The organism is Micromonospora sp. WMMD961 (assembly GCF_029626145.1).
In the GTDB taxonomy this organism is placed as follows: Bacteria; Actinomycetota; Actinomycetes; order Mycobacteriales; family Micromonosporaceae; genus Micromonospora.
Genome location: NZ_JARUBJ010000002.1, coordinates 6264663 through 6287034, shown reverse-complemented (window position 1 = coordinate 6287034; position 22372 = coordinate 6264663). Strand labels below are relative to the sequence as shown.

At 72.0% G+C, this 22372-nt stretch carries 24 protein-coding genes; 15 read left to right on the top strand and 9 right to left on the bottom strand.

Annotated features, from left to right (window positions below):
- Window positions 1-154 precede the first annotated feature (154 nt).
- Entirely contained in the window at window positions 155-1453 is a 1299-nt protein-coding gene (gene aroA, locus O7614_RS28665; protein WP_278141510.1) for a 3-phosphoshikimate 1-carboxyvinyltransferase, read from the bottom strand.
- 102 nt (window positions 1454-1555) lie between these two features.
- On the opposite strand from aroA, the gene O7614_RS28660 reads away from it, so the two are divergent.
- The 7 genes from O7614_RS28660 to O7614_RS28630 all read left to right on the top strand — a co-directional run bounded on the left by O7614_RS28660 (window position 1556) and on the right by O7614_RS28630 (window position 6015).
- Complete coding sequence (locus O7614_RS28660; protein WP_278141509.1) at window positions 1556-2266, top strand: SOS response-associated peptidase; 711 nt, start codon at window positions 1556-1558, stop codon at window positions 2264-2266.
- 197 nt (window positions 2267-2463) lie between these two features.
- Window positions 2464-2856: a WhiB family transcriptional regulator gene (locus tag O7614_RS28655; RefSeq protein WP_145779111.1), complete on the top strand. Its 393-nt coding sequence runs from the start codon at window positions 2464-2466 to the stop codon at window positions 2854-2856.
- Between the two features lie 52 nt (window positions 2857-2908).
- Complete coding sequence (locus O7614_RS28650) at window positions 2909-3526, top strand: alpha/beta family hydrolase (protein ID WP_278141508.1); 618 nt, start codon at window positions 2909-2911, stop codon at window positions 3524-3526.
- A 227-nt stretch (window positions 3527-3753) separates the two neighbouring features.
- Window positions 3754-4581: a sigma-70 family RNA polymerase sigma factor gene (locus tag O7614_RS28645; RefSeq protein ID WP_278141507.1), complete on the top strand. Its 828-nt coding sequence runs from the start codon at window positions 3754-3756 to the stop codon at window positions 4579-4581.
- A gap of 1 nt (window position 4582) precedes the next feature.
- The gene (gene rsrA, locus O7614_RS28640; RefSeq protein ID WP_030336658.1) at window positions 4583-4870 is read left to right on the top strand and encodes a mycothiol system anti-sigma-R factor; all 288 of its coding nucleotides are present in this window, start codon (window positions 4583-4585) and stop codon (window positions 4868-4870) included.
- Window positions 4871-5293: 423 nt separating this feature from the next.
- Window positions 5294-5509 carry a biotin/lipoyl-binding carrier protein gene (locus tag O7614_RS28635; RefSeq protein ID WP_278141506.1) on the top strand — a complete coding sequence of 72 codons (216 nt, stop codon included), beginning with the start codon at window positions 5294-5296 and terminating at the stop codon, window positions 5507-5509.
- Window positions 5506-6015 (top strand): GNAT family N-acetyltransferase, encoded by a 510-nt coding sequence (locus tag O7614_RS28630; RefSeq protein WP_278141505.1) that lies wholly within the window; start codon window positions 5506-5508, stop codon window positions 6013-6015. The genes O7614_RS28635 and O7614_RS28630 overlap by 4 nt, the downstream gene beginning before the upstream one ends.
- A 12-nt stretch (window positions 6016-6027) precedes the next feature.
- On the opposite strand, the gene O7614_RS28625 is transcribed toward O7614_RS28630, so the two are convergent.
- Window positions 6028-6675, bottom strand: coding sequence for a TetR/AcrR family transcriptional regulator (locus tag O7614_RS28625; protein WP_278141504.1), 648 nt, complete (start codon window positions 6673-6675; stop codon window positions 6028-6030).
- Window positions 6676-6786: 111 nt separating this feature from the next.
- On the opposite strand from O7614_RS28625, the gene O7614_RS28620 reads away from it, so the two are divergent.
- Entirely contained in the window at window positions 6787-8373 is a 1587-nt protein-coding gene (locus tag O7614_RS28620; protein ID WP_278141503.1) for an MDR family MFS transporter, read from the top strand.
- Window positions 8374-8447: 74 nt separating this feature from the next.
- Here the strand turns inward: O7614_RS28620 and O7614_RS28615 are convergent, their stop codons facing one another.
- Window positions 8448-10277, bottom strand: a complete 1830-nt coding sequence (locus O7614_RS28615) for a tetratricopeptide repeat protein (protein ID WP_278141502.1) — start codon at window positions 10275-10277, stop codon at window positions 8448-8450.
- 189 nt (window positions 10278-10466) lie between these two features.
- Here O7614_RS28615 and O7614_RS28610 point away from each other — a divergent pair, with 189 nt between their 5' ends.
- Together O7614_RS28610 and O7614_RS28605 are read left to right on the top strand one after the other, a co-directional pair.
- Entirely contained in the window at window positions 10467-11498 is a 1032-nt protein-coding gene (locus O7614_RS28610; protein ID WP_278142417.1) for an SIS domain-containing protein, read from the top strand.
- A 25-nt stretch (window positions 11499-11523) separates the two neighbouring features.
- Window positions 11524-13116 (top strand): PAS domain-containing sensor histidine kinase, encoded by a 1593-nt coding sequence (locus O7614_RS28605; RefSeq protein ID WP_278141501.1) that lies wholly within the window; start codon window positions 11524-11526, stop codon window positions 13114-13116.
- Window positions 13117-13230: 114 nt separating this feature from the next.
- On the opposite strand, the gene O7614_RS28600 is transcribed toward O7614_RS28605, so the two are convergent.
- Window positions 13231-14799: a glycosyltransferase family 39 protein gene (locus tag O7614_RS28600; protein WP_278141500.1), complete on the bottom strand. Its 1569-nt coding sequence runs from the start codon at window positions 14797-14799 to the stop codon at window positions 13231-13233.
- A 431-nt stretch (window positions 14800-15230) separates the two neighbouring features.
- Here O7614_RS28600 and O7614_RS28595 point away from each other — a divergent pair, with 431 nt between their 5' ends.
- The 4 genes from O7614_RS28595 to O7614_RS28580 are packed head-to-tail and all read left to right on the top strand — an operon-like array spanning window position 15231 to window position 18644.
- The gene (locus O7614_RS28595) at window positions 15231-16943 is read left to right on the top strand and encodes a nitrite/sulfite reductase (protein ID WP_278141499.1); all 1713 of its coding nucleotides are present in this window, start codon (window positions 15231-15233) and stop codon (window positions 16941-16943) included.
- Window positions 16940-17101, top strand: coding sequence for a hypothetical protein (locus O7614_RS28590; protein WP_167393614.1), 162 nt, complete (start codon window positions 16940-16942; stop codon window positions 17099-17101). Before O7614_RS28595 ends, O7614_RS28590 begins: the two co-directional genes overlap by 4 nt.
- Window positions 17098-17859, top strand: coding sequence for a phosphoadenylyl-sulfate reductase (locus tag O7614_RS28585; protein WP_278141498.1), 762 nt, complete (start codon window positions 17098-17100; stop codon window positions 17857-17859). The genes O7614_RS28590 and O7614_RS28585 overlap by 4 nt, the downstream gene beginning before the upstream one ends.
- The gene (locus O7614_RS28580) at window positions 17856-18644 is read left to right on the top strand and encodes a CbiX/SirB N-terminal domain-containing protein (protein ID WP_278142415.1); all 789 of its coding nucleotides are present in this window, start codon (window positions 17856-17858) and stop codon (window positions 18642-18644) included. Before O7614_RS28585 ends, O7614_RS28580 begins: the two co-directional genes overlap by 4 nt.
- Window positions 18645-18731: 87 nt before the next feature.
- On the opposite strand, the gene O7614_RS28575 is transcribed toward O7614_RS28580, so the two are convergent.
- Window positions 18732-18989, bottom strand: a complete 258-nt coding sequence (locus O7614_RS28575) for a WhiB family transcriptional regulator (RefSeq protein ID WP_007072794.1) — start codon at window positions 18987-18989, stop codon at window positions 18732-18734.
- Window positions 18990-19437: 448 nt separating this feature from the next.
- Window positions 19438-20388 carry a diacylglycerol kinase family protein gene (locus O7614_RS28570; protein WP_278141497.1) on the bottom strand — a complete coding sequence of 317 codons (951 nt, stop codon included), beginning with the start codon at window positions 20386-20388 and terminating at the stop codon, window positions 19438-19440.
- A gap of 43 nt (window positions 20389-20431) precedes the next feature.
- Here O7614_RS28570 and O7614_RS28565 point away from each other — a divergent pair, with 43 nt between their 5' ends.
- Window positions 20432-20821 carry a hypothetical protein gene (locus O7614_RS28565; protein ID WP_278141496.1) on the top strand — a complete coding sequence of 130 codons (390 nt, stop codon included), beginning with the start codon at window positions 20432-20434 and terminating at the stop codon, window positions 20819-20821.
- 118 nt (window positions 20822-20939) lie between these two features.
- On the opposite strand, the gene O7614_RS28560 is transcribed toward O7614_RS28565, so the two are convergent.
- Genes O7614_RS28560 through sodN form a run of 3 tightly spaced genes read right to left on the bottom strand, consistent with a single transcriptional unit; the run spans window position 20940 to window position 22326 of the window.
- Window positions 20940-21347: an ATP-binding protein gene (locus O7614_RS28560; RefSeq protein WP_278141495.1), complete on the bottom strand. Its 408-nt coding sequence runs from the start codon at window positions 21345-21347 to the stop codon at window positions 20940-20942.
- 32 nt (window positions 21348-21379) lie between these two features.
- On the bottom strand, window positions 21380-21925 hold the full coding sequence (locus O7614_RS28555; RefSeq protein ID WP_278141494.1) for a GNAT family N-acetyltransferase: 546 nt from the start codon (window positions 21923-21925) through the stop codon (window positions 21380-21382).
- Complete coding sequence (gene sodN, locus O7614_RS28550; RefSeq protein WP_278141493.1) at window positions 21922-22326, bottom strand: superoxide dismutase, Ni; 405 nt, start codon at window positions 22324-22326, stop codon at window positions 21922-21924. Before sodN ends, O7614_RS28555 begins: the two co-directional genes overlap by 4 nt.
- Window positions 22327-22372 lie beyond the last annotated feature (46 nt).

The following is a 22372-nucleotide window of genomic DNA, read 5'->3' as shown; positions in this document are numbered from 1 at the left end:
CGCGTCGGCGTGCTGGGGTCGTGTGCGCGTACGCGGACGCGACGACTTACCGGGCCGAACCCGTACGTCGTCCTCGTCGTACTCCCGCCGTCTGGTCGCCAGGACCTGTCCTCTTCTCGCGTCAGCTCTCAGTGAGCGTCCGGAAGCCCGACGCTCATTTTCCGGTCACCATCGCTGACCATAGTGCCGGGAACTCGGGCATCGTCTTGGAGGTGCAGCCCACGTCGTCCAGCTCGATGCCGGGGACGGCGAGCCCGGTCACCGCGGCGGCGTGTGCCATCCGGTGGTCGTGGTAGGTGCGGAAGGTCCCACCGCGCAGGGGGCGGGGCCGGATCTCCAGCCCGTCCGGTGTCTCGGTGATGTCCGCCCCGAGCCCGCTGAACTCCCGCGCCAGCGCGGCGAGCCGGTCGGTCTCGTGGCCGCGGATGTGCCCGACGCCGGTGAAGACCGACGGTGAGTCGGCCAGCATGGCCAGCGCGGTCAGCACGAGGGTCAGCTCGCCGACGTCGGACAGGTCGGCGGTCAGACCGTGCACCACGCCGGTGCCCCGCACGGTCAGCCCTTCGGTGGTGAGGGCAACCTCGCCGCCCATCCGTTGCAGCAGCGAGCGGAGCTGCTCGACCGGTTGTGCGCTGCTGTACGGCCAGCCCTGGAGGGTCACCTCACCGCCGGTGACCAGGGCGGCGGCGAAGAACGGCACCGCGCCGGAGAGGTCCGGCTCGATCTCCCAGGCGCGCCCGGTGAGCGGGCCGGGCTCGACGACCCAGACGTCGGAGGTGCTGTCGTCGACCGCCGCGCCGGCGGCCCGCAGCATCTGCACGGTCATCCGAAGATGCGGCGCGGAGGGCACCGGCGGGCCGACGTGGCGCACCACGACGCCCCGGTCGAAGCGCGGGGCCGCCAGCAGCAGCCCGGAGACGAGTTGGCTGGAGGCGGACGCGTCGATGACCACCTCGCCTCCGGTGACCCGGCCGGTGCCGAGCACGGTCAGCGGGAGGCTGCCCGTGCCGGTGACGTCGATCCGGACGCCCAGCGAGCGCAGCGCGCCGACCAGCGGGCCGAGTGGCCGGGTGCGGACGTACGGGTCACCGTCGAAGGTGACCTGCCCGTCGGCCAGGCCCGCCACCGGTGGCACGAACCGCATCACGGTGCCGGCCAGCCCCACGTCGACGTGCGCGGGCCCGACCAGCGGGTGCGGTCGGACCAGCCAGCGCTCGTCGTCGCTGATCGAGACGTGCGCGCCCATCGCCCGCAGGCCGCCGGCCATCAACTCGGTGTCCCGGGCGCGCAGTGGCCGGGCCAGCGTCGAGGGGCCGGCGGCCAGCGCGCTGAGCACCAGGGCGCGGGCGGTCATCGACTTGGAGCCGGGCAGGCGCAGCGTCGCCGCCACCGGGTCGGAAGCGGTCGGAGCGGTCCACGGCTGCGGCGGCCGGGTCGCGGTCAGGTTCCCCACGGTTACATTCTGCCGGGTCGGCTGTTCGACGGCGGGTACCGGCTGTCGTACTCCCGGTTGGCGGGACAGCCGGGAGGGCCTCCGACGCGTTAGCGTGTGCCCATGTGCGGCAGGTACGCGACGACCCGGAGCTCCGGCGAGCTCAGCGCGCTGTTCGAGGCGTCCGACGACTCCGACGGCCTGCTCCGACCGGACCACAACGTTGCGCCGACCGATCCGGTTCCGCTGGTCCGGGTGAGCCCGGAGGGGCATCGGAGTCTCTGCGTCGGGCGCTGGGGTCTGCTGCCGCACTGGTCCCGGTCCGCCGCCGGGGCCGCCCGCATGATCAATGCGCGGGCGGAGACGGTGGCCACCAGCCGGGCGTACGCCGGGTCGTTCTCCCGTCGCCGATGCCTGGTCCCGGCCGACGGCTGGTACGAGTGGGTCCGTCGGCCCGACGGCGGGCGGCAGGCCTACTACATGACGCCCACCGACGGCTCGGTGCTCGCCCTGGCCGGCATCTGGTCGGTCTGGGAATCGGGCGTCGACTCCCGGCTCACCTTCAGCGTGCTGACCACCGCGGCTCTCGGCGACCTGGCCGAGGTGCACGACCGGATGCCGGTGCTGCTGCCGCCCGAGGCATGGTCGTCGTGGCTGGCGCCGACCGACGCGCCGGAGCGGTTGCTCGCCCCGGCGTCGGCCGAGCGGTTGGCGGGGTTGGAGATCCGACCGGTGGGGGCGGCGGTGGGCGACGTCCGCAACGACGGCCCGCAGTTGACCGCCCGGGTGTCGGTCGCGCCGACGGTGGCACCACAGGAGCTGACCCTGTTCTGAGGCGAGGGCACATCGTCGGGCACCGATTTGACAGGATTGCGCGCGATTCGTCTCCCGACTGTTCAGTCATGTTCCCGGCAGACCCTTGTCCCGGTGTTGCGAAGTGCGATAGAACACAGCGCCGGTAGTGGCTGTCGATTCGCACGGGGCGGACGACATCCACCGATCTTGCCGGTCCCACGGGGGAGGTGGGTGGATTGACACGAGCGCGTATGCCCCGCCCGCACGAGGTGGCAGCGGCGCGGCGAGATCCGCGACTGCTGCGGGCAGTGCGGGAACGGCGACAAGACGACGCGTGGCGCACCAGAGGCACCTGTCAGAGCGTCGATCCGGAGACGTTCTTTCCGGCGCCGAACGAACCGGCGGATGCTGCCGTCGCACTGTGCCGCAGTTGTGACGTACAGGGGTCCTGCCTGGCCTGGGCCCTCGACGTCGGCGACTGCCATGGCGTGTGGGGGGCCACCACACCCCGCGAGCGGCGGGCGATGCTGGTCGCCTGGCGGGGCGAGGTCGAACCCGACCCGGACGCCGTCGACGACGCCGGTCCGCCGGTGCGCGACCGGCTGCTCACCCTGGTGCCGCTGAGCTGACCAACGGCCCGGTCCGCCACCGGTCGTCCGTCAGGCGGCGCAGAATGGGCCGGTGCCAACCAGCGACGAGATCGACACCCCGCGCGGTCCGGCGGGGATCACCACCGACCTGCCGACCCGCCCGGCCACCGCACTGCTCGTGCTCGGGCACGGGGCGGGCGGCAGCGTCGACGCACCCGACCTGCTCGCGGTTCGGGACGCGTCGGTCGCGGCCGGCCTGGTGGTGGTCCGGGTGACCCAGCCCTACCGGGTCGCCGGTCGACGTGCGCCCGCACCGGCGGGTCACCTCGACGAGGCCTGGACGACGGTGCTCGCCGTGCTGCGTGACCGGCACGGCGACGTACCGACGGTGCTGGTCGGCGGTCGCTCCAGCGGCGCACGGGTGGCCTGTCGGACGGCACGCGCGGTGGGCGCGGCCGGCGTGGTCGCGTTGGCCTTCCCGTTGCACCCGCCCGGGCGGCCGGAGCGCTCGCGCGCCGCCGAACTGGGCACCGGTCTGCCGACGCTCGTCGTCAACGGCGACCGGGACCCGTTCGGTACGCCGGAGCCGACGCCGGCCGTGCAGGTGGTGAGCCGTCCGGGGGAGACGCACGACCTGCGGCGCGATCCGGCCGCAACGGCCGCTGTCGTACGGGACTGGCTGCGCGCCCAGGGCTGGGCGGCCGACTGAACGGCTTCGCCCGAGCGACCGTTTCCGGTGCCGGGCGCGGGTCGTTGCATCCGATGGTGCCACCGGGCCGATTCGGGCCGGCGGCGTCAGTCCTCCCAGGCCCTTCCTGGTCCCAGCGCCGGCCGCCGTCGGGGCCGGGGCCAGGAACGGGGAGGGGCGGCCGGAATGCCCCAGTGGTCATCTCGCGTTACAAACCCCGGACGACTTTTCTGCGAGGGGGGTGACCGGTGCCGACCGAGACACGGAGCCTGGAACGGGACGAACGGGACGCCCGGCAGCTGAAGCGGCTGCTGGATGGTCCGGAGTGGCCCGCGACGGCGGGACCGGGCGGGGTGGGTGTGGTGAGCACGGGCACACCGGCCGGAAGTGAATCTACGGGCAGGTCCGTGCGCGTATCCTCGGCGGGAAAGCATCCGACGCGAGGGGATGTGCGGTTGACCACCGAAAAGACGGACGAGCGCAGGGCCCGATTCGAGCGGGACGCGATGCCATTCGTCGATCAGCTCTACGCTGCTGGGCTGCGGATGACACGCAACCCGGCGGATGCCGAGGACCTGGTCCAGGAGACATACCTGAAGGCGTACGCCGCCTTCCACCAGTTCGAGCAGGGCACGAACCTGAAGGCCTGGCTCTACCGGATCCTGACCAACACCTACATCAACTCCTACCGCAAGCGGCAGCGCCAACCGATCCAGGCGCCGACCGAGGAGATCACCGACTGGCAGCTCGCCGAGGCCGAGTCGCACACCTCCAGCGGGTTGCGCTCGGCGGAGACCGAGGCACTGGACCGGCTGCCGGACAGCGACGTCAAGGAGGCCCTCCAGCAGTTGCCGGAGGAGTTCCGCCTGGCCGTCTACCTGACCGATGTCGAGGGCTTCTCGTACAAGGAGGTCGCGGACATCATGGGCACGCCGATCGGCACCGTGATGTCACGCCTGCACCGGGGTCGTCGTAATCTGCGCAAGCTGCTCGAGCGCTACGCCGGGGAGCGGGGCTTCAGTGCCGCCCGCTCGTCGAAGGGTTCGAGTGCCGCCGCTGCCGGCCGGGAGGTGTGACGTGAGCTGTGGGGAGCCGCACGAGACGGATTGCCGCGAGGTGCTCGCGGAGGTCTACCTCTACCTGGATCTGGAGTGCGCCGACGAGCGGCGCTCGCTGATCCGGCACCACCTGGACGAGTGCGGGCCGTGCCTGCGCGAGTACGGGCTGGAGCAGGAGGTGCGGGCGCTGGTGGCGCGTTGCTGCGGCAACGAGACCGCGCCGGACGAGCTGCGCGAACGGCTGCGGGTCAAGCTCACCGAGTTGGTGGTCTTCGAGACCAGTGACTCCCGCGAGCTGGCCGACTGAGCGTCAGCACATCTGAGGGACCAACACCGGTGGCCCGGGTCGACGTCGACCCGGGCCACCGGTGTGCCCGGCGTCGGCCGGGTCGGGCTGATCGGTGACGGACCGCCGGCCCGTCGACTCGTTCAGGAGTTGGGGCGCTTGCCGTGGTTCGCGGCGCTCTTCTTACGGGCCTTCTTCTTCCGGGACTTCTTCGCCATGCTGACCTCCTCGTGATGGGTCGGATCCGTCCTGCGCACGACCTCGGCGCGGGTGCACCCACCGGCCGTCCGGCGTCGGCTCCGACCCGCTGATGGTAGTGCGGTCGACACCCGCCGCCTTCCCCAGGGCGGATGTGCCATCCCTGCTGTGCTGCTGTGTACTCACCGTCGGTCGGCGCATGATTGGATACGACGGCAGACACACCGCGAAGAGGGAGGCCCGGACATGGCCGAGGAGATCCGCGCCGAGATGGTGGCGAACGTCTGGAAGGTCGTCGCCACGGCTGGTGACACGGTGGCCGAGGGCGACACCCTGGTGATCCTCGAGTCGATGAAGATGGAGATCCCGGTCATCGCCGAGTCCGAGGGCGTGGTCCAGCAGCTCGCGGTGCACGAGGGCGACGTCGTGCAGGACGGCGACCTGATCGCGGTGATTGCTTGACCGGGCTGCGGGTCCGTCCTGCCGAGCCGGCCGACTTCGCGGCGGTGGCCCGGCTGACCGTGGCCGCGTACGAGGCGGACGGTCAGCTCAAGGGCGAGCACGGCTACGGCGCGGTGCTGGCCGACGTGTCGACCCGGGCCGCCAACGGCGAGGTGCTGGTCGCGGTGGACGAGGCGACCGACGCGGTGCTCGGCTCGGTGACCTTCGTGCTGCCGGGCACCCGCTTCGCGGAGCTGTCCGGGCCCGGCGAGGCGGAGTTCCGGATGCTCGCCGTCGACCCGGGCGCCCAGGGGCGGGGTGTCGGCGCCGCGCTGGCCCAGGCGTGCGTCACGCGTGCGACCGAGTTGGGCTGCGTGGCGGTGGTGATCTGCGTCCGGGCCGGGATGGCCCTCTCGGCCCACCGGCTCTACTCGCGGCTCGGGTTCGTCCGTGCACCGGAGAAGGACTGGTCGCCGGCACCGGGGGTGGACCTGCTCGGTCTGCGGCTGGACCTGACGCGCGGCTGATCGCCCGACCGCTCAGCCGGTGCCGGACGCGCCCTCGTCGGCTGTCGCGCCCGGGTCGGCTGTCGCGCTCGGGTCGAGCGGCGTGGTCGCCGCAGGATCGCTGCCGATGGCAGCCAACAACTCGTCAGCGACCTCCAGGGCGATCTTGCGGCGTTCGTCGTCGCTGATGTGCGGCGCGCGGAGCGCGAACCAGCTGCCGTGCACAGCGAACAGGGACAGGGTGGCGCGCAGTTGGGCGGCGGGGGAGTCGTCGCCACGGCACAGCGCGTCGGCGAGCGTCATCATCCGGCCGCGCATCTGCTGGCCGGCGGCGAGACTCTTCAGCACGGTCTGGTTCTGCTCGAAGAAGCGCATCACCGACGGCGTCTCGCCGCCGAACATCGTGTCGGCGTAGCGGGAGACGAGTTCGCGCCTCGTGTCCAGGGTCGCGGGCTGCGACTCGGCCCACGCGGTCAGCGCGTCGATCTGCACCAGCCGGTCCTCGACGAAGCTGGCGACGATGTCGTCCTTGCTCTTGAAGTGGTAGTAGAGCGCGGCCTTGGTCACGTTGAGGCGCTCCGCGATCTCCCGAAGCGAGGTCTTCTCGTACCCCTGCTCGGTGAAGAGCTCGAGCGCGACGGCCTTGATCCGCTCCCGCGTCCCGCCTGTGCTCTCCCTCACCCACGCCCCCTAATTGGCTTGACCGTTCCTTGTACCCAACTTACCGTGCGGCTAGTAAGGTGACTAGCCGGGCGGCAAGTAAGTATGGCAATCCTCGGGGGGAGCTTACCCATGACTCAGGCAACCCAGGCCGGCACACGACCCAACAACATCCGGGTCGTGCTGTTCGGGCTGATGATCGCGATGATGCTCGCGATGCTCGACAACATGATCGTCAGCACCGCGTTACCGCGGATCGTCGGCGAGTTCGGTGGCCTCAACCACTTCACCTGGGTGGTCACCGCGTACGTCCTGGGCACCACCGTCTCCACCCCGATCTGGGGCAAGCTCGGTGACCTCTACGGCCGCAAGTCGGTCTTCCTGACGTCGGTCGTCATCTTCCTCGTCGGCTCTGCCCTCTGCGGCATGGCCGGTTCCGGGATGCTCGGCGGCCCGCAGGACGGCATGGTCCAGTTGATCGCCTTCCGGGCCGTGCAGGGCCTCGGCGCCGGCGGCCTCATGGTCGGCGTGATGGCGATCATCGGTGACCTGGTGCCGCCGCGCGAGCGTGGGCGCTACCAGGGCATGATCGCCGGCATCATGGCGATCGCCATGGTCGCCGGCCCACTGGTCGGTGGCTTCATCACCGACCACCTCTCCTGGCGCTGGGCGTTCTACGTGAACCTGCCGCTGGGTGGGGTCGCGCTGCTCGTGCTGATCACCACCATGCACCTGCCGAAGTACCGCACCGAGCACCGGATCGACTGGCTCGGCGCGGGTCTGCTCTCGGTCGGCATCACCGCGATCGTGCTCATCACCACCTGGGGTGGCAACGAGTACGACTGGACGTCCCCGCAGATCCTCGGTCTGGCCGTCCTGGCCGTGCTCGCGTTGCTGGCGTTCGGTCTGGTGGAGCGTCGTGTCCAGGAGCCGATCCTGCCGTTGGCGCTCTTCGCCAACCGCAACTTCGCGCTGATCTCGGTGGTCGGCTTTCTGCTCGGCTTCGCGATGTTCGGCGCGATGAACTTCCTGCCGCTCTACCAGCAGACCGTGCAGGGGGCGTCGGCGACCAACAGTGGTCTGCTGCTGCTGCCCCTGATGTTCGGCATGCTGGTCGTCTCGCTGGTCATCGGCCGGGCGATCACCAAGAACGGCAGGTACCGGGCGTACCCGATCATCGGTGGTGTGGTGATGACCGGGGGCATGGCGCTGCTGTCCATGCTCGACACCGACACCAGCAAGCTGATGTCCTCGCTCTACATGGTCGTGCTCGGCGTCGGTATGGGCTTCCTCATGCAGACGTCGATGCTGATCGCGCAGAACAGCGTGGAGCAGAAGGACCTCGGCGCGGCCAGCGGCGCGGCGACCTTCTTCCGGTCGATCGGCGGCTCGTTCGGCATCTCGCTGTTCGGCGCGATCTTCGCCAACCGGCTGGCCGACTCCGAGGGCGGCCGGGCGTTCGGCGGCGGCGAGGCCGGTGCCGGTATGGACCTGGCGAAGCTCAAGGAACTGCCCGCCCAGGCGCGCGAGTTGGTGCTCGGTGGTCTCTCCGACGCGATCTCGCACGTGTTCCTGTGGGCGGTGCTGTTCACCATCGTGATCCCGGTGCTCGCCTGGTTCATCAAGGAGATCCCGCTGCGGACCGCCAACGAGGCGCCCCCGCAGGCCACCCCGGAGGAGGAGGCCGAGGTCGCTCTCGGCAAGGCCCCCGTCGCCTGATCCGACACCCGCACCACACGCCGCGTCGTCCCGTCCGGGCCGGCGCGGCGTGTGGTGTCCCCGCGAGCGCCCGGTTACCGGCGGCGCAGGCGGTGCCAGAGTCGGCGTAGGGGGTTGCGGGGGCGGGGGACCCGGGCGGATCGCCGGCCGAGCAGTTCGGTGGCGAGGGCCGCGGTGGCCGGGTCCAGTTCCGGGGCGGCGAGCGCCACATGGGCCAGTGAACCGGCGATCGGGACCGGCCGGGTCCGCGCCACGGCGGCCGCGTCGGCGAGCCGCTCCGCCACCACCCGCGCCACGTCCGAGCGCACCGAGGGATCCACCCAGGCTGCGGTGACCAGGGCGAACAGCGCCGCCTCGGTGACCCAGTCCTCGACGCCCCAGATCAGGTCGAGCAGCACGCGGCGGCGGGTCGAACCCTCCCACGGCTCGTCGGTGCGGTGGTGCAGCAGACCCAGGCAGGCCCACACCTGCACACCCCGGACCCAGACCGACGGGTCGTGGGCGGCCAGCAGTCGACCCACCGCGTTGGCCGGTGCCGCGGGCGGGTGCACCAGCAGACCGAGCAGGTCGGCCACGTCGAGACCGGCCAGGCTCACCGCCGCGTCGTACGCCGCGGGCGGGTGTGGCCACGCCGGGTGCGCGATCTGCCCGATCCGTTCGACCGCCGTCGCCGAGGGTGCCGGCAGGGCGGGCGTGGGCACGTCGTCCGCGTACCGCCACAACAGTTGTGCGGACGCCCGTCGCGGCTCGCGTGGGTCCGGCTCCGGCGCGCCGCCGACGACTTCGATCCGCAGCCCGGGTGCGGTCGACGTCGCCGTCCGAACGGCACTCGGCGGGGCGGGGGCAGCCAGGCGTACGGCGCTGCCGAGACCGTTGTCGTCGTCGGCCACCGCCTGGCGCATCGCGTCGAGCAGCGGGCCGTCGGCCGGCGTCAGTTGGCCCAGCCAGGGCCGGGCCCGGCAGCACTGGGCCAGGTCGCCGTGCTCGTGACTGTCGTCGGGGTGGTCCCGGACGAAGTCGGCGAGCGCGACCAGGTGGGCCAGGTCGCCGTCGCGCAGGTGCCGCAGGCGGTACGCGGTGTGTACCGCGCAGTCGAACGACGGGTCGCGTGCCAGCGCCCGCTCGGTCCACTCCAGCGCCTCGTCGAGCCGGCCGATGTCGGCCAGGGTGCCGGCGATGTCCGCGTAGATCGCCAGGTCGTCGGGGTCCAGCTCGACGGCGCGACCGAGAGCCGCGAGGCCGTCGCGGGTCCGGCCCGCGCTGCGGTACGCGTACCCGAGCCAGACCTCGCCCATCTTCGAGGGCTGTGCGCGTACCCCCCGGGTGGCCCAGCGGACCGCCAGGGCGACTTCGCCGATGCGCCGGGCCAGCGCGGACGCCGCACCCAGCAGCAGGCTGTGCTCGGGGTGCACGGTGACCGCGTTGCGGGCCAGCGTCAGGTACGGCGTCAGGGCGTCCCGGCCGAGCCGTGGCACCGGGTCGGGCAGCGCCGCGCACACCTGCATGAGGACGCGGGCGATGTGTTCCGGGTCCAACCGTTCGGTCAACTCGGGCGCGGTGACCCAGGGAACCCCGGCCCACGGGGCGCTGGGCGCGTACGCGGTCGCCGCGGCCAGCAGTTCCAGCCCCTCGGCGGGGCGACCGGCCGTGGCGAGCAGGTGGGCGCGGGCGACGACGGCTCCCACGAACGTGTGGTGGTTGATCGGGAAGAGGTCCAGGCCGCCGTCGCTCATAGCGGCGAGCCGGGCCAGCGTCTCGTGCACCTCGGGCAGGGTGGGTGCCCGCGCCAACGCCCCGGCGAGGTGACCGGCGGCGCGGTGCAGGTCGCCCTCGTCCAGTGCCAGCCGGGCCAGCGCCAGCTCCTCCGTCGCGGAGAGCGCGGCATCGTCCGTTCCCTCGGGCACGTCGTCCTCTCGTCGCAGACTCGACCGTGTGCAGCGGGCCAAGCGTAGTTGATATTGGGATCATTCGGTGATCATCTGCGCACTCCTGCTCGTTCGATTGCTCGGATACGTGAAAAGGTGCAAGACTGAGCAGGAAACGCGCGGGAACCGCGCAGGGGAGGAGTGTTCGTGACACGCGCAGGGGCGGGCATGGCCGCCGACATCGACGAGCAGCCCGCTGGCTACGCGCGGCTGCTCTCCGCCGCCAACGCCGCCGAGATCGTCCGGGTGGCGGCGGTGATCGCCGAACGCCGCCCGCGGCACGTGGTCTTCACCGCCCGGGGCACCTCCGACCACGCGGCCCTGTACGGGGCGTACCTGACCGAGATCCGGCTGGGCCTGCCCGCCGGGCTCGCCTCGCCCAGCGCGGTCACCCTGTTCGGGGCGCGCCCCGACCTGTCCGACGCGTTGGTCGTCGGGGTCAGCCAGAGCGGCGGGTCACCCGACCTGGCGGAGGTGCTACGCGCCGCCCGGGACTCCGGGGCGCTGACCCTCGCGGTGACCAACGCCCCCGACTCGCCGCTGGTCGACGTGGCGGAGTTGAGCGTCGACATCGCCGCCGGACACGAGCGGGCGGTGGCCGCCACCAAGACGTACACCGCTGAACTGCTCGCCCTGCTGATGCTGGTGGAGGGGATCCGGGCCGGCGACGGCGTGCTCCCGGCGGCCGAACGGGAGGCGCTCGACGCGCTGCCCGAGCTGGCCGCCCGCACCCTCGCCGACGACACACCGGCCCGGCTCGCACCCCGCTACCGGTTCGCCCGGCAACTGGTCACCACCGGTCGGGGGTACGCGTACCCGACCGCCCGGGAGGCCGCACTGAAGCTGATGGAGACGTCGTACCTGCCCGCGCTCGCCTTCTCCGGCGCCGACCTGCTGCACGGCCCGCTCGCGATGACCGACCCGGAGGTCCCGGTGCTCGCGGTGGTCGGTTCCGGCCCTGGCGGACGGTCGATGGGCGAGGTGCTGCCCCGCCTCGGTGAACGCCGCGCCGACGTGGTGGTGGTCGGCTCCGCCGAGGTACCGGGAGCCACCCGGCTGGCCGTCCCCGAGGTCGACGAGCGGTACGCGCCACTGCTGGACATCCTGCCGCTGCAGCGGTTGGCGCTGGCCCTGGCTCTCACGCGGGGTGAGGACCCGGATGCGCCACGCGGGTTGAAGAAGGTCACCGCGACGATGTGAGGCGCGGCGTGGCACCCTGGTCACCGTGTCCACGCTGCGCGACCTCGCCGAGGAGCACACCCATCTCCGTCCGGCCGACATCGACCACCTGCACCGCATCGCCGGCGACTGGCAACTGCTCTCCGATCTGTCCTTCGCCGACCTGCTGCTCTGGGTGCCGGTCGACGCCGACGGCACGTTCCTCTGCGTCGCCCAGGTCCGCCCGACGACCGCACCCACCGCGTACCAGGACGACCAGGTGGGGCGCATCGTCGGCGGGCCGGAGGTGGCACACCTCGGCGTGGCGTACTCCCAGGGCCGGATCTGGCGGGAGGGCGACCCGGTCTGGTACGGCGACGTGCCGGCCCGGCACGAGGCGATCCCGGTCCGGCTGCGGACCGCCGAAGGGGAGGCCGGTGAGGTGATCGCCGTGGTGGGGCGGGACACCAACCTCTCTACCGCGCGCACCCCCAGCCAATTGGAGCTCAACTACCTGACCACGGCGGACGACCTGGCGCAGATGATCGCGGACGGCACCTTCCCGCCACCCCGGCATCCGGGCGAGACCACCTCCGCGCCCCGGGTCGGCGACGGGCTGGTCCGGCTCGACGCCGGAGGAAAGGTCACCTACGCCAGCCCGAACGCCCAGTCCGCGTACCGCCGACTGGGCTACGCCTCCCATCTGGTGGGCGAAGACCTGGCGGCGCTGCACCGCCGGCTGGCCGGTGACCCGCTGGACGGCACCGAGGCCTCGAACGGCATCCTGGCCGCACTGCGCGGTGAGGCGCCGCCCCGACGGGAGATCGACGCCCGGGGTGCCACGATGCTCACCCGTGCGCTGCCGCTGATGCCCGCCGGGGTGCCGATCGGCGCGCTGGTGCTGGTCCGGGACATCACCGAGGTCCGTCGCCGGGACCGAGCCCTGATCACCAAGGACGCCACCATCCGGGAGATCCACCACCGGGTGAAGAACAACCTGCAGACCGTGGCCGCGCTGCTGCGGTTGCAGGCTCGCCGGGTGGCCATGCCGGAGGCCCGGGTCGCGCTGGAGGAGTCGGTACGCCGGGTCGCGTCGATCGCCCTGGTGCACGAGACGCTCTCCATGTCCAGCGACGAGGCGGTCGAGTTCGACGGCATCGTCGACCGGGTGGCCAGCGCCGCGACCGAGGTCGCGGCGACCGAGGTGAGCGTCGGCATGCGACGGCGGGGCAGCTTCGGCGTGCTGCCGGCGGAGATCGCCACCTCGCTGGTGATGGTCCTCAACGAGTTGCTGCTCAACGCCGTCGAGCACGGCTTCCCGCCGAGCGACGAGGGCGACGAGCCTCCTGCGGTCGCCGCCTCCGGGATGGTGCCGGTCGCCGTACCCGAGGTCGATCCGTCGGTACGACCCGAGGTGGTGGTTTCGGCCCACCGGTTCCGCAAGATGCTGCACGTGTCGGTGACCGACAACGGGCGCGGCCTGCCACCGGACTTCGACGCCGAACGTGCCAGCCGACTCGGCCTCCAGATCGTCCGGGCCCTGGTCACCGGGGAGCTGCGTGGCACCATCGAGCTGCGCGCCGGGGCCAACGGTGGCACCGAGGCGGTGCTCGTCGTCCCGCTGGCCCGCAATGCCCCGGACGGTCGCTCACAATCCTGAGCCGCGCTGTCCGCCCTCCGCCGGGTCGCGGTCCGCCCGGGTCCGCCTGGTCCGCTCGGGTCCGCCCGCCGCGCCTGCCACCGCTGGCCGAGGCGCACCGGCGCGGTAGCCCGCTCAGTTGCCGGGCCGGGTGGTCAGCAGGGCGACGGTCAGGCCGGGGCGCGGCCAGACCTGGGTGACGGTGAATTGCGCGCGGAGCGCGTCGCCCTTGGCACCGGGCACGACAGCCAGCGGATCAGCGTGCCGGCCGGCGACGACCAGCCACACCCGTGGTGTGCCGGCCAGGCACTGCGCCGGTTGGGGACACTCGGCGGCCCACAGGTCACCCCGGCGGACCTCGTCCTCGGTGACCAGCACGTCGCGCGGCGGGTCGTCGAGGTGGTACTCCATGCCGAGGTCGAGGAAGAGCCAACTGTGTCGGGGCGAGTAGACCACCGTGTCGCCCGGCCGCTGACCGTCGCCGATCACCCTCGCCGCCCCCGCGTAGTCCACCGGCGCGTTGCGCGGCCACTCGTGGGTCCGCCGCAGCGCGGCCTGGTCGGGCAGGCCGAGCAGCCCGGCCAGGACCACCACGACGAGCGCGGCCGGCGCGGTCACCGCGGCCAGCGCCGCGCCCGCCAGCAGGCACGCGAACGGCACCACGAAGACCAGGTACCGAGGCACCCACAGGGGTACGACCGCGCCGGCGGCGAAGAGCAGCAGCACGGGCAGCAGTACCGCGCTCACCGGCAGCAGGGCGCGCCGCCCGAGCCGGGCCGCGCCCAACGCGGCGACCCCGAGCAGCAGCCCACCGACCACGCTGCTCTGGGCCACCCCGCCGGGCAGTGCGGCCAGGTCGTCCAGCCGAGCCAGACCGACCCAGTTCAGCTGCCGGGACTGCTGGGTCCGGGCCTTGAGCAGCAACGGACCGGCCAACAGTGCGACCGGCACCACGGCTACCACCCACCGCCACACCCGCCGATCCCGCGCACCGCTGCGATCGGCCGGCGCGGTGGCGTTTGACGCGGAGATGCCCGGCGCGGTGGCGCTTGACGCGGAGATGCCCGGCGCGGGGATACCCGCCGCGGTCGTGCCTCGCCACCAGGCGAGCACGACGACCAGCGCGTGCGCGGCGAGCACTGTGAGCGCGATCAGGTGGACGAGTCCGAGAGCGGTGACCGCGGCGGCGTACCCGGCCCAACGGGCCCAGCTCGGCCGGCGCAGCGCGGTCACCAGGAGCACTGTGGCGAGCACCGCGAGCATGGTGGCCAGCGCGTACGGGCGGGCCTCCTGCCCGTAGCGGGAGGTGCCGGGGAGCACCGCGAACAGCAGGCCGGCGAAGAGCCCGGCGCGTCGGTCGACGAGCCGTGCGCCGAGCACGGCGAGCAGCCCGGCGGCCACGGTCATCGCCAGCGCGGCCGGCGCGCGCAGGGCGACCGTGGAGTCGCCGACGATCCTGGTCCAGATGTGCATGAACAGGTAGTACGGGCCGGTGGCGGCGTCGATGGTGTCGGCCAGGCGGGCCAGGTCGGTGGGCGAGCGGGTGGCCGCGCTCCAGGTGGCCAGCTCGTCGCGCCACAGTTGGGCGGAGCCCAGCCCCGTCACTGTCACCGCCAGGGTCAACAGCGCCGGGGGGAGCCAGACCGGTAGGCGGCGCAGGTGGTCCCACGCCGCCCCGCTCGACTTCTCGGACAATCCGCCCACGGTCCGAGCCTGCCACGGCCATGTGGCCCGTGGGTGTCACCGGCGGCAGGCGGTGGACGCCAGGGGACCATCACGTCGTTCGGGCGGGACGCGCCAACGATCGCCCCGGCCACGGTCGGTCGGTGCAGCACCCACGCCACCTTCGGCCCGTGATGTGGGATCCCGCACGCGGACATTGGCCGGCCCCCTTGAGGTGTGGCAGCATGGGCGCATGACCGCCGCAGTCGTCCGCCGCTTCGTGGCACGCCGCCACGTTGATTACGGCCGCGTGCGCAGCGCGATCTGTCCGGCCTACTGACGACGCCCGACCAATCCGTCTCGGGCGCGCTCCGCGCCGGCTGTCTGAAGACACCGTTGTCCCGCCCGCTTCGCCGGGCCGGCCGCCGCGCCCCGCGTACCCAGAGGCACAGCAGACAACGGAGGACGCCGCGATGGCGGTCAGCAGCATCCCGGCCCGATCCGAGGACCCGACGGCTCGCCCGACCCGAGCGCCGCGCCGGCCACGGGGTGAGGGTCAGTGGGCGCTCGGTCACCGCGAGCCGCTCAACCCCAACGAGCGGATCAAGAAGGACGACGACCCGCTCAACGTCCGGGCCCGCATCGAGACGATCTACGCGCACCGTGGCTTCGCCTCCATCGACCCGCAGGACCTGCGGGGCCGGTTCCGCTGGTGGGGCCTCTACACCCAGCGCAAGGCGGGCATCGACGGCGGGCGCACCGCCGTGCTGGAGCCGCACGAGCTGGAGGACGAGTTCTTCATGCTCCGGGTCCGCATCGACGGCGGCCAGCTCAGCCTGGCCCAGTTGCGGGTGATCGCGGACATCTCCCGGGAGTTCGCCCGGGACACCGCCGACATCACCGACCGGCAGAACATCCAGTACCACTGGATCCGGGTCGAGGACATGCCGGAGATCTGGCGTCGGCTGGAGTCGGTCGGTCTGCAGACCACCGAGGCCTGCGGCGACTGCCCGCGCATCGTGCTGGGCAGCCCGGTCGCCGGCGTGGCCCGCGACGAGCTGCTCGACCCGACTCCGGCGATCGACGAGATCGTCTCCCGGTACGTCGGCGACAAGCAGTTCTCCAACCTGCCCCGCAAGTTCAAGACGTCGATCTCCTGGTTGGTGGACACCCCGTACGAGTCGAACGACATCGCCTTCCTCGGTGTCGACCATCCCGAGCACGGGCCCGGCTTCGACGTCTGGGTCGGCGGGGGCCTCTCCACCAACCCGATGCTGGCCCAGCGGCTCGGCGTCTGGGTTCCGCTGGCCGAGGTGCCGGACGTGTGGGCCGGTGTGGTCGGCATCTTCCGCGACTACGGCTACCGTCGGCTGCGCAACCGCGCCCGACTGAAGTTCCTGGTGGCCGACTGGGGTGTGGAGCGCTTCCGGGAGGTCCTGGAGAAGGACTACCTCGGCCGCACGTTGCTCGACGGCCCGGCACCGACCCTGCCGTCGAAGCCGGTCGACCACGTGGGCGTGCACGAGCAGGCCGACGGGCGGCACTACGTGGGCGCCGCCCCGGTGGTCGGGCGGGTCTCCGGCGCGCAGCTGAGCCAGTTGGCCGACGTGGTCGAGGCGCACGGCAGCGACCGGGTACGGCTCACCCCGTACCAGAAGCTGCTGGTGCTCGACGTGCCGGCGGAGCGGACGGAGTCGCTGGTCGACGCGCTGCGCGGGATCGGCCTGGAGGCCCGGCCGTCGGCCTGGCGGCGCGGCACGATGGCGTGCACCGGCATCGAGTACTGCAAGTTGGCGATCGTCGAGACGAAGGCCCGCGGCGAGGAGCTGGTGGCCCGGCTGGAGCAGCGGCTGCGTGACTTCGACGCGGACATCTCGATCCACATCAACGGCTGCCCGAACGCGTGCGCGCGTACCCAGGTGGCCGACATCGGGCTCAAGGGTCAGCTGGTGGTCGGCCCGGACGGCCGGCAGGTCGAGGGTTTCCAGGTGCACCTGGGCGGTGGCCTGGGCATGGCCCAGGGGCAGACCGCCGGCTTCGGGCGCAAGCTGCGCGGTCTGAAGACCACCGCGGAGGAGCTTCCGGAGTACGTGGAACGGCTGGCCCGCCGCTACCTGGCCGGCCGGAGCGAGGGCGAGACGTTCGCCAACTGGGTGATCAGAGTCGACGAGGAGGACCTGCGGTGAGCAGCGAGAACCGAGCGGCACCCCTGTACTGCCCGTACTGCGGCGAGGAGGACCTGCGTCCGCACGAGGCGGGACACGGCGCGTGGGAGTGTCACGCCTGCACCCGGGTCTTCTCGGTGAAGTTCACCGGCCTGCTCTCGCGGGCGGTGACCCGATGAGCCTCGTCTCCGCCGCGAGTCTGCGCCTGGTCGGTCCGGGTGGTCCGACGCCGACCGACCCGGCCCGGCGCGACCCGGACGAGCTGCGGGTCCTGGCCGAGCAGGCGGCCCGGGATCTGGAGGGCGCCCCGGCTCTGGAGATCGCCCGCTGGGCGGCGCAGACCTTCGGCGACCGGTTCTGCGTCACCAGCTCGATGGCCGACGCCGTGCTGGCCCACCTGGTGTCCCGGGTGGCTCCGGGCGTGGACGTGGTCTTCCTCGACACCGGCCTGCACTTCCCGGAGACGCTGCGGGTGCGCGACGAGGTGGCCCGCACGCTCCCGGTGAACGTGCGGTCGATCCGGCCCCGACTCACCGTCGGCCAGCAGGACGGCCAGTACGGCCCCCGCCTGTTCAACAAGTCGCCGGACGACTGCTGCCAGCTGCGCAAGGTGGAGCCGCTGGAGCGGGCGCTGACCGGCTACGACGCCTGGGCTGCGGGCCTGCGCAGGGACGAGTCACCGACCCGGGCCAACACGCCGGTGGTGACCTTCGACGCGCGGCGCGGCAAGGTCAAGGTCAACCCGATCGCGGCGTGGTCGCAGCGGGACGTGGACGCCTACATCGCCCGCTTCAACGTGCCCGTCAACGAACTGTTCAAGCAGGGCTACGGGTCGATCGGCTGCTGGCCGTGCACCCGCCGCACGAAGGCCGGCGAGGACGCACGGGCGGGCCGGTGGGCCATGTTCGAGAAGACAGAGTGCGGCCTGCACGTCTGACCACACCGGCGACGACCCCGACCGGCCCCGGTGCGGCCGGCGGGGTCGACCCGGTGGTGCTGGTCGCGCACGGCAGCCGTGATCCGCGAGCGGCCGAAGCCACCCGGGCTCTGGCCCGAGCCGTGTCGGTGGCCCGTCCGGGCACACCGGTCTGGGCGAGCTGGCTGGACCACACCGAGCCGGGGCCGACAGCGGTGTTGCGCGACCTGGCCGTGGCCGGTCACCGCCGGGCGGTGCTGGTGCCGCTGCTGCTGACTGCCGCGTACCACAATCGGGTGGACATCCCGGCGGCGGTCGCTGCGGCGGCGCAGACCGGGCCACCGCTGGCGGTGCGGGTGACCGACGTGCTCGGCCCGGCGGACGGGACGGTCGACGCGGGGCTGCTGGGCGGGTTGCGCCGCCGGCTCGGCGAGGCGTGCCCGGGCAGCTTCGACGCGCTGGTGCTTGCCGCGGCGGGCACCCGCGACGCGCGGGCGCGCAGTTCGGTGGGCCGGGTCGCGGACGCGCTCGCCGAGGAGTTCGAGGTGCCCTGCCGGGTGGCGTACGCCTCGGCGGCTCCGCCGTCGGCCGGAGTGGCGGTGTCCCGGTTGCGGGCGGCTGGCGCGCGGCGGGTCGCGGTGTGCGCGTACTTCCTGGCGCCCGGCCTGTTTCACGATGCGGTGACCGAGGCGGCCCGGTCGGCAGGCGCGGTGTCGGTCGCCGCGCCGTTGACCGACGCGCCGGAGTTGGTGGAGTTGGTGTTGCGGCGGGTCGACGATCGGGCTGTGCCGGCGTCGACGGGCTGACCCGTGCCGGCGCGGTGATCGGGTGCCGGAAAGCGGAACGCCCCGGCGGGCGAACCTGCCGGGGCGTACAGCTGTGTCGTTGGGGGATCAGGCGGAGTGAGCGCGCAGCACCCGGAGGCCGCCGCGCCGCTTCACAGCGCGCCGCTCCTCCTCGCTCATTCCGCCCCAGACGCCGGCGTCCTGACCGGACTCAAGCGCCCACTGCAGGCACTGGTCGGTCACGGAGCAGCGCCTGCAGACGGCCTTGGCCTGCTCGACCTGCAGGAGAGCCGGTCCGGACGTCCCGATCGGGAAGAACAGCTCCGGGTCCTCGTCGCGGCAGACAGCATGGTGACGCCAGTCCATGGCGGCAACACTCCTCATTCTGGATGGGTGGCAACAATTGCTTGTCGTGCTTTTCCTATATGCATCCGCAGTGCCGGTGGTGACAGTTAGCATCCGACCATTCGGCAGTGCGTGAGCAGGCGGTCAGCGCCGGGGACCTGCTGGAACAGCTCAACCTGACGAGCATATCCAGGCAATGTCCCGGTAACTCAAGTTCGCTTGTGAATACTTTCACGAACGCTCGTGATGTCAAGGGTGACGCTCGGAAAAACTCCGGGCGGTGAGCAAGCCCACAACCTGTTTGTCCGGATTCCAGTGCTTTCCTGGTTACCCGCCGTGCCACAGCCGAGGATCAATATAGTACAGTCCGCGTGACATTGCTGACATTTCCGGCACCTGCCCCTCGGTGTGGCGGCGACCAGCCGATGCGGTTGTGGCCACCGTGTCGACCAAGGGCAGTACCCGAGACCTAGCAGATTACTCTCAGTGCGGCGGGAACGGAGGTGAATCTGACTTTCTCCCGCTCGCCGAGATAGTCGCCGTCCAGCTGGAACGCCTGCGGACGGCTGGAGACCAGGGTGAACTCCGGCGTGTCATGGAGTCGTAACACCTGCCGACCTCGCGGATCCGGCTTCCGGGACAGGAACTGCGTCACTGTCCGTGTTGTGCTAGCCACCCGGAGCTGACGCAGTGCCAGCACATCCAGCCCGAGGTCGAACGACGCCGCCGGGTTCGGGTTGACCTCCCGGTCGCCCAGGTACGTCCACGGCGCCGTGTTCTGGATGATGACGGTGGCCAACTCGGACTCCGCCTGCTCGCCCGGACGCTCCAGGCTGATCGCGGGATGCCGCCGGTCCGAGGCGAGGAAGTACTGGTTCATGATCGAGCGCAGGTACAGCGTCGGCGTGGAGACCCGTCCCTTGCGCCGAGCCTGCTCCACCCGGTGGATCACCGCGGCGTCCAGGCCGAACCCGGCGCAGAACGTGAAGTAGCGGTCGTCCGCACGGCCCAGCCCCACCGTCCGGCTCCGGCCCAGCCGCAGCCCTTCGAGGATCATGCTGGTCGCCTCCGGCCACTCCCGGGGCAGACCCACCGCCCGGGCGAACACGTTGGTGCTGCCGCCCGGGACGGTCGCCAGCGCCGGCAGTCGCTGGGCCAGTGAGGCGTCGTCGCCGAGATCCGGCGGGTCGGCCGTCATCAGACCGTTCACCACCTCGTTCACGGTGCCGTCGCCACCCAGGGTGACGACCAGGTCGACCCCCTCCGCGGCGGCCTCGCGGGCCAGCGCCACGGCGTGCCCGCGCCGACGGGTGTAGCGCACGTTGAGGTCGACTTCGCTGCGCAGCGCCCGGACAAGCACGTCCCGGCTGCGTTCGCTGGTGGTGGTGGCCTTCGGATTGACCACCAGGACGGCCCGCATGGGCGGCACTGTACCTCCCGACAGCCCGGGTATCGTGGCGCGCGTGACCATCGACTCGGCCCCGATTCCCGTCACGCTCCGCTGGGCGGTCCGGCTGCTGTGGGCGGAGGCGGCTGTCGTCGGGCTGATCGCCCTCTGGCTCATCTGGGCCGACCTCACGGCCACCACCACCGATCTCCTGTCGGCGTTGCTGGTGACCGTGTTCGCCATCGGGGCGGCGGTGGTGCTCTGGGCACTGGGCCGGGCGCTGCTGCGCCGTCGGGCGGGCGCGCGGGCCCCCGCGATCGTGCTCCAGCTGATGCTGCTGCCGATCGGGTGGTTCATGATCCAAGGCGGGCTGGGCTGGCTCGGTGTGCCGTTGATGGCGCTCGGCCTGGGCGTGGGCTGGTTGCTGGTCAGCCCTCCGACGACCCGGGCCCTCGGCTTCGACTGACCGTGCCGGTTCGACATGGCCGTGCTGGTTCGACATGGCCGTGCCGGTTCGACATGGCCGTGCGGGTTCGGCTGCCGTGCGGGCGAGTGCCGAGCCGGTCGGTGCTGGGGGCAGCCGGTCAGTAACCGCCGGAGCGGCGGGTGAGCAACGCGATCGTGGCCCGACCGTTGGCGGCCGTGGCGGACGCCGAGGTGGTCAGCGCGGTGAGCACCTTCCAGGCGAACGACGACTCGGCGGGCAGCGTGGCACCGCGCACGGTCGGCACGGTCACCTCGACGGTCAGCGCGTCCTCGGTGACGGCGAAGCGGCACTCCAGCTCGGCGTCGCGGGTGGCGATGGCGAGCAGCATGGCGCACGCCTCGTCGACGGCGATCCGCAGATCCTCGATCTCGTCGAGCGCGAACTGCAAACGGGCCGCCAGACCGGCGGTGGCGGTGCGGAGCACGCCGAGGTAACCGCCGTCGGCGGGCACCGTGAGGTGCACCACGTCGTCGTCGGTCGCTGGTTGGCCAGTCAGTTGAGTCACGCCTCATCCCCCCGGTCGGGGACTCTACCCGGTCAGTCGCCGGTACGCGTGCCGACGGTGTTGCCGTTCCGGGCCAACTCGCGCAGGGCGTCACCGCTGAGCCGGTAGGGCACCCACTCGCTCATCTGTTCCGCGCCGATCGAGGCGTAGAAGCCGGCGGCGGGGTTCCAGTCGATCATCCACCACTCCAGCCGCCGGTAGCCGCGTCGTACGCAGATGTCGGCCAGGGTGGCGAGCAGCATCCGGCCTGCTCCGGTGCCCCGCGCGGACGGCCGGACGTACAGGTCTTCCAGGTAGATGCCGTGCACGCCGGCCCAGGTGGAGAAGTTGAGGAACCACAGCGCGAAGCCGACCGGCTCGTCGTGCTCGTCCACCGCGACGTGACCGAAGAGCGCCGGTGCGCTCGGCTCGGCCGACACCGCGCCGAGACCGAACAGCGCCGAGGTCAACTGCTCGGTGGTGAGGTGGCACTGCTCCGGTGCGCGTTCGTACTCCGCCAGCTCGTGCACCATGGCGACGACGGCCGGCACGTCCTCGGGACGTGCCGGCCGGATCGTCGGGATGACCGACGAGGTCATGCCTTCTTGGTCTCCCAGAAGATCTTCGAGATCTCGTCGATCTTCGAGAGCAGCTTGTCGGCGGTGGCCGGGTCGAGGCTGCCCTTGACTCCGCTGGCACCGGCGAGCTTGGTGGCCTCGTTGAACAGGCTGTGCAGGTTCGGGTACTTCTCGAAGTGCGGCGGCTTGAAGTAGTCGGTCCACAGCACCCACAGGTGGTGCTTGACCAGCTCGGCGCGCTGCTCCTTGATGATGACGGCCCGGGTGCGGAACTCCGGGTCGGTGTTCGACTGGTACTTCTCGCAGATCATTTTGACCGACTCGGCCTCGATCCGGGCCTGAGCCGGGTCGTAGACGCCGCACGGCAGGTCGCAGTGAGCGCTCGCGGTGACGCGGGGCGCAAGGATGCGCGGAAGTCGCATCGGGATCCTCCATGGGAAGTTTGCGATGATCAAAGGCGACATTACT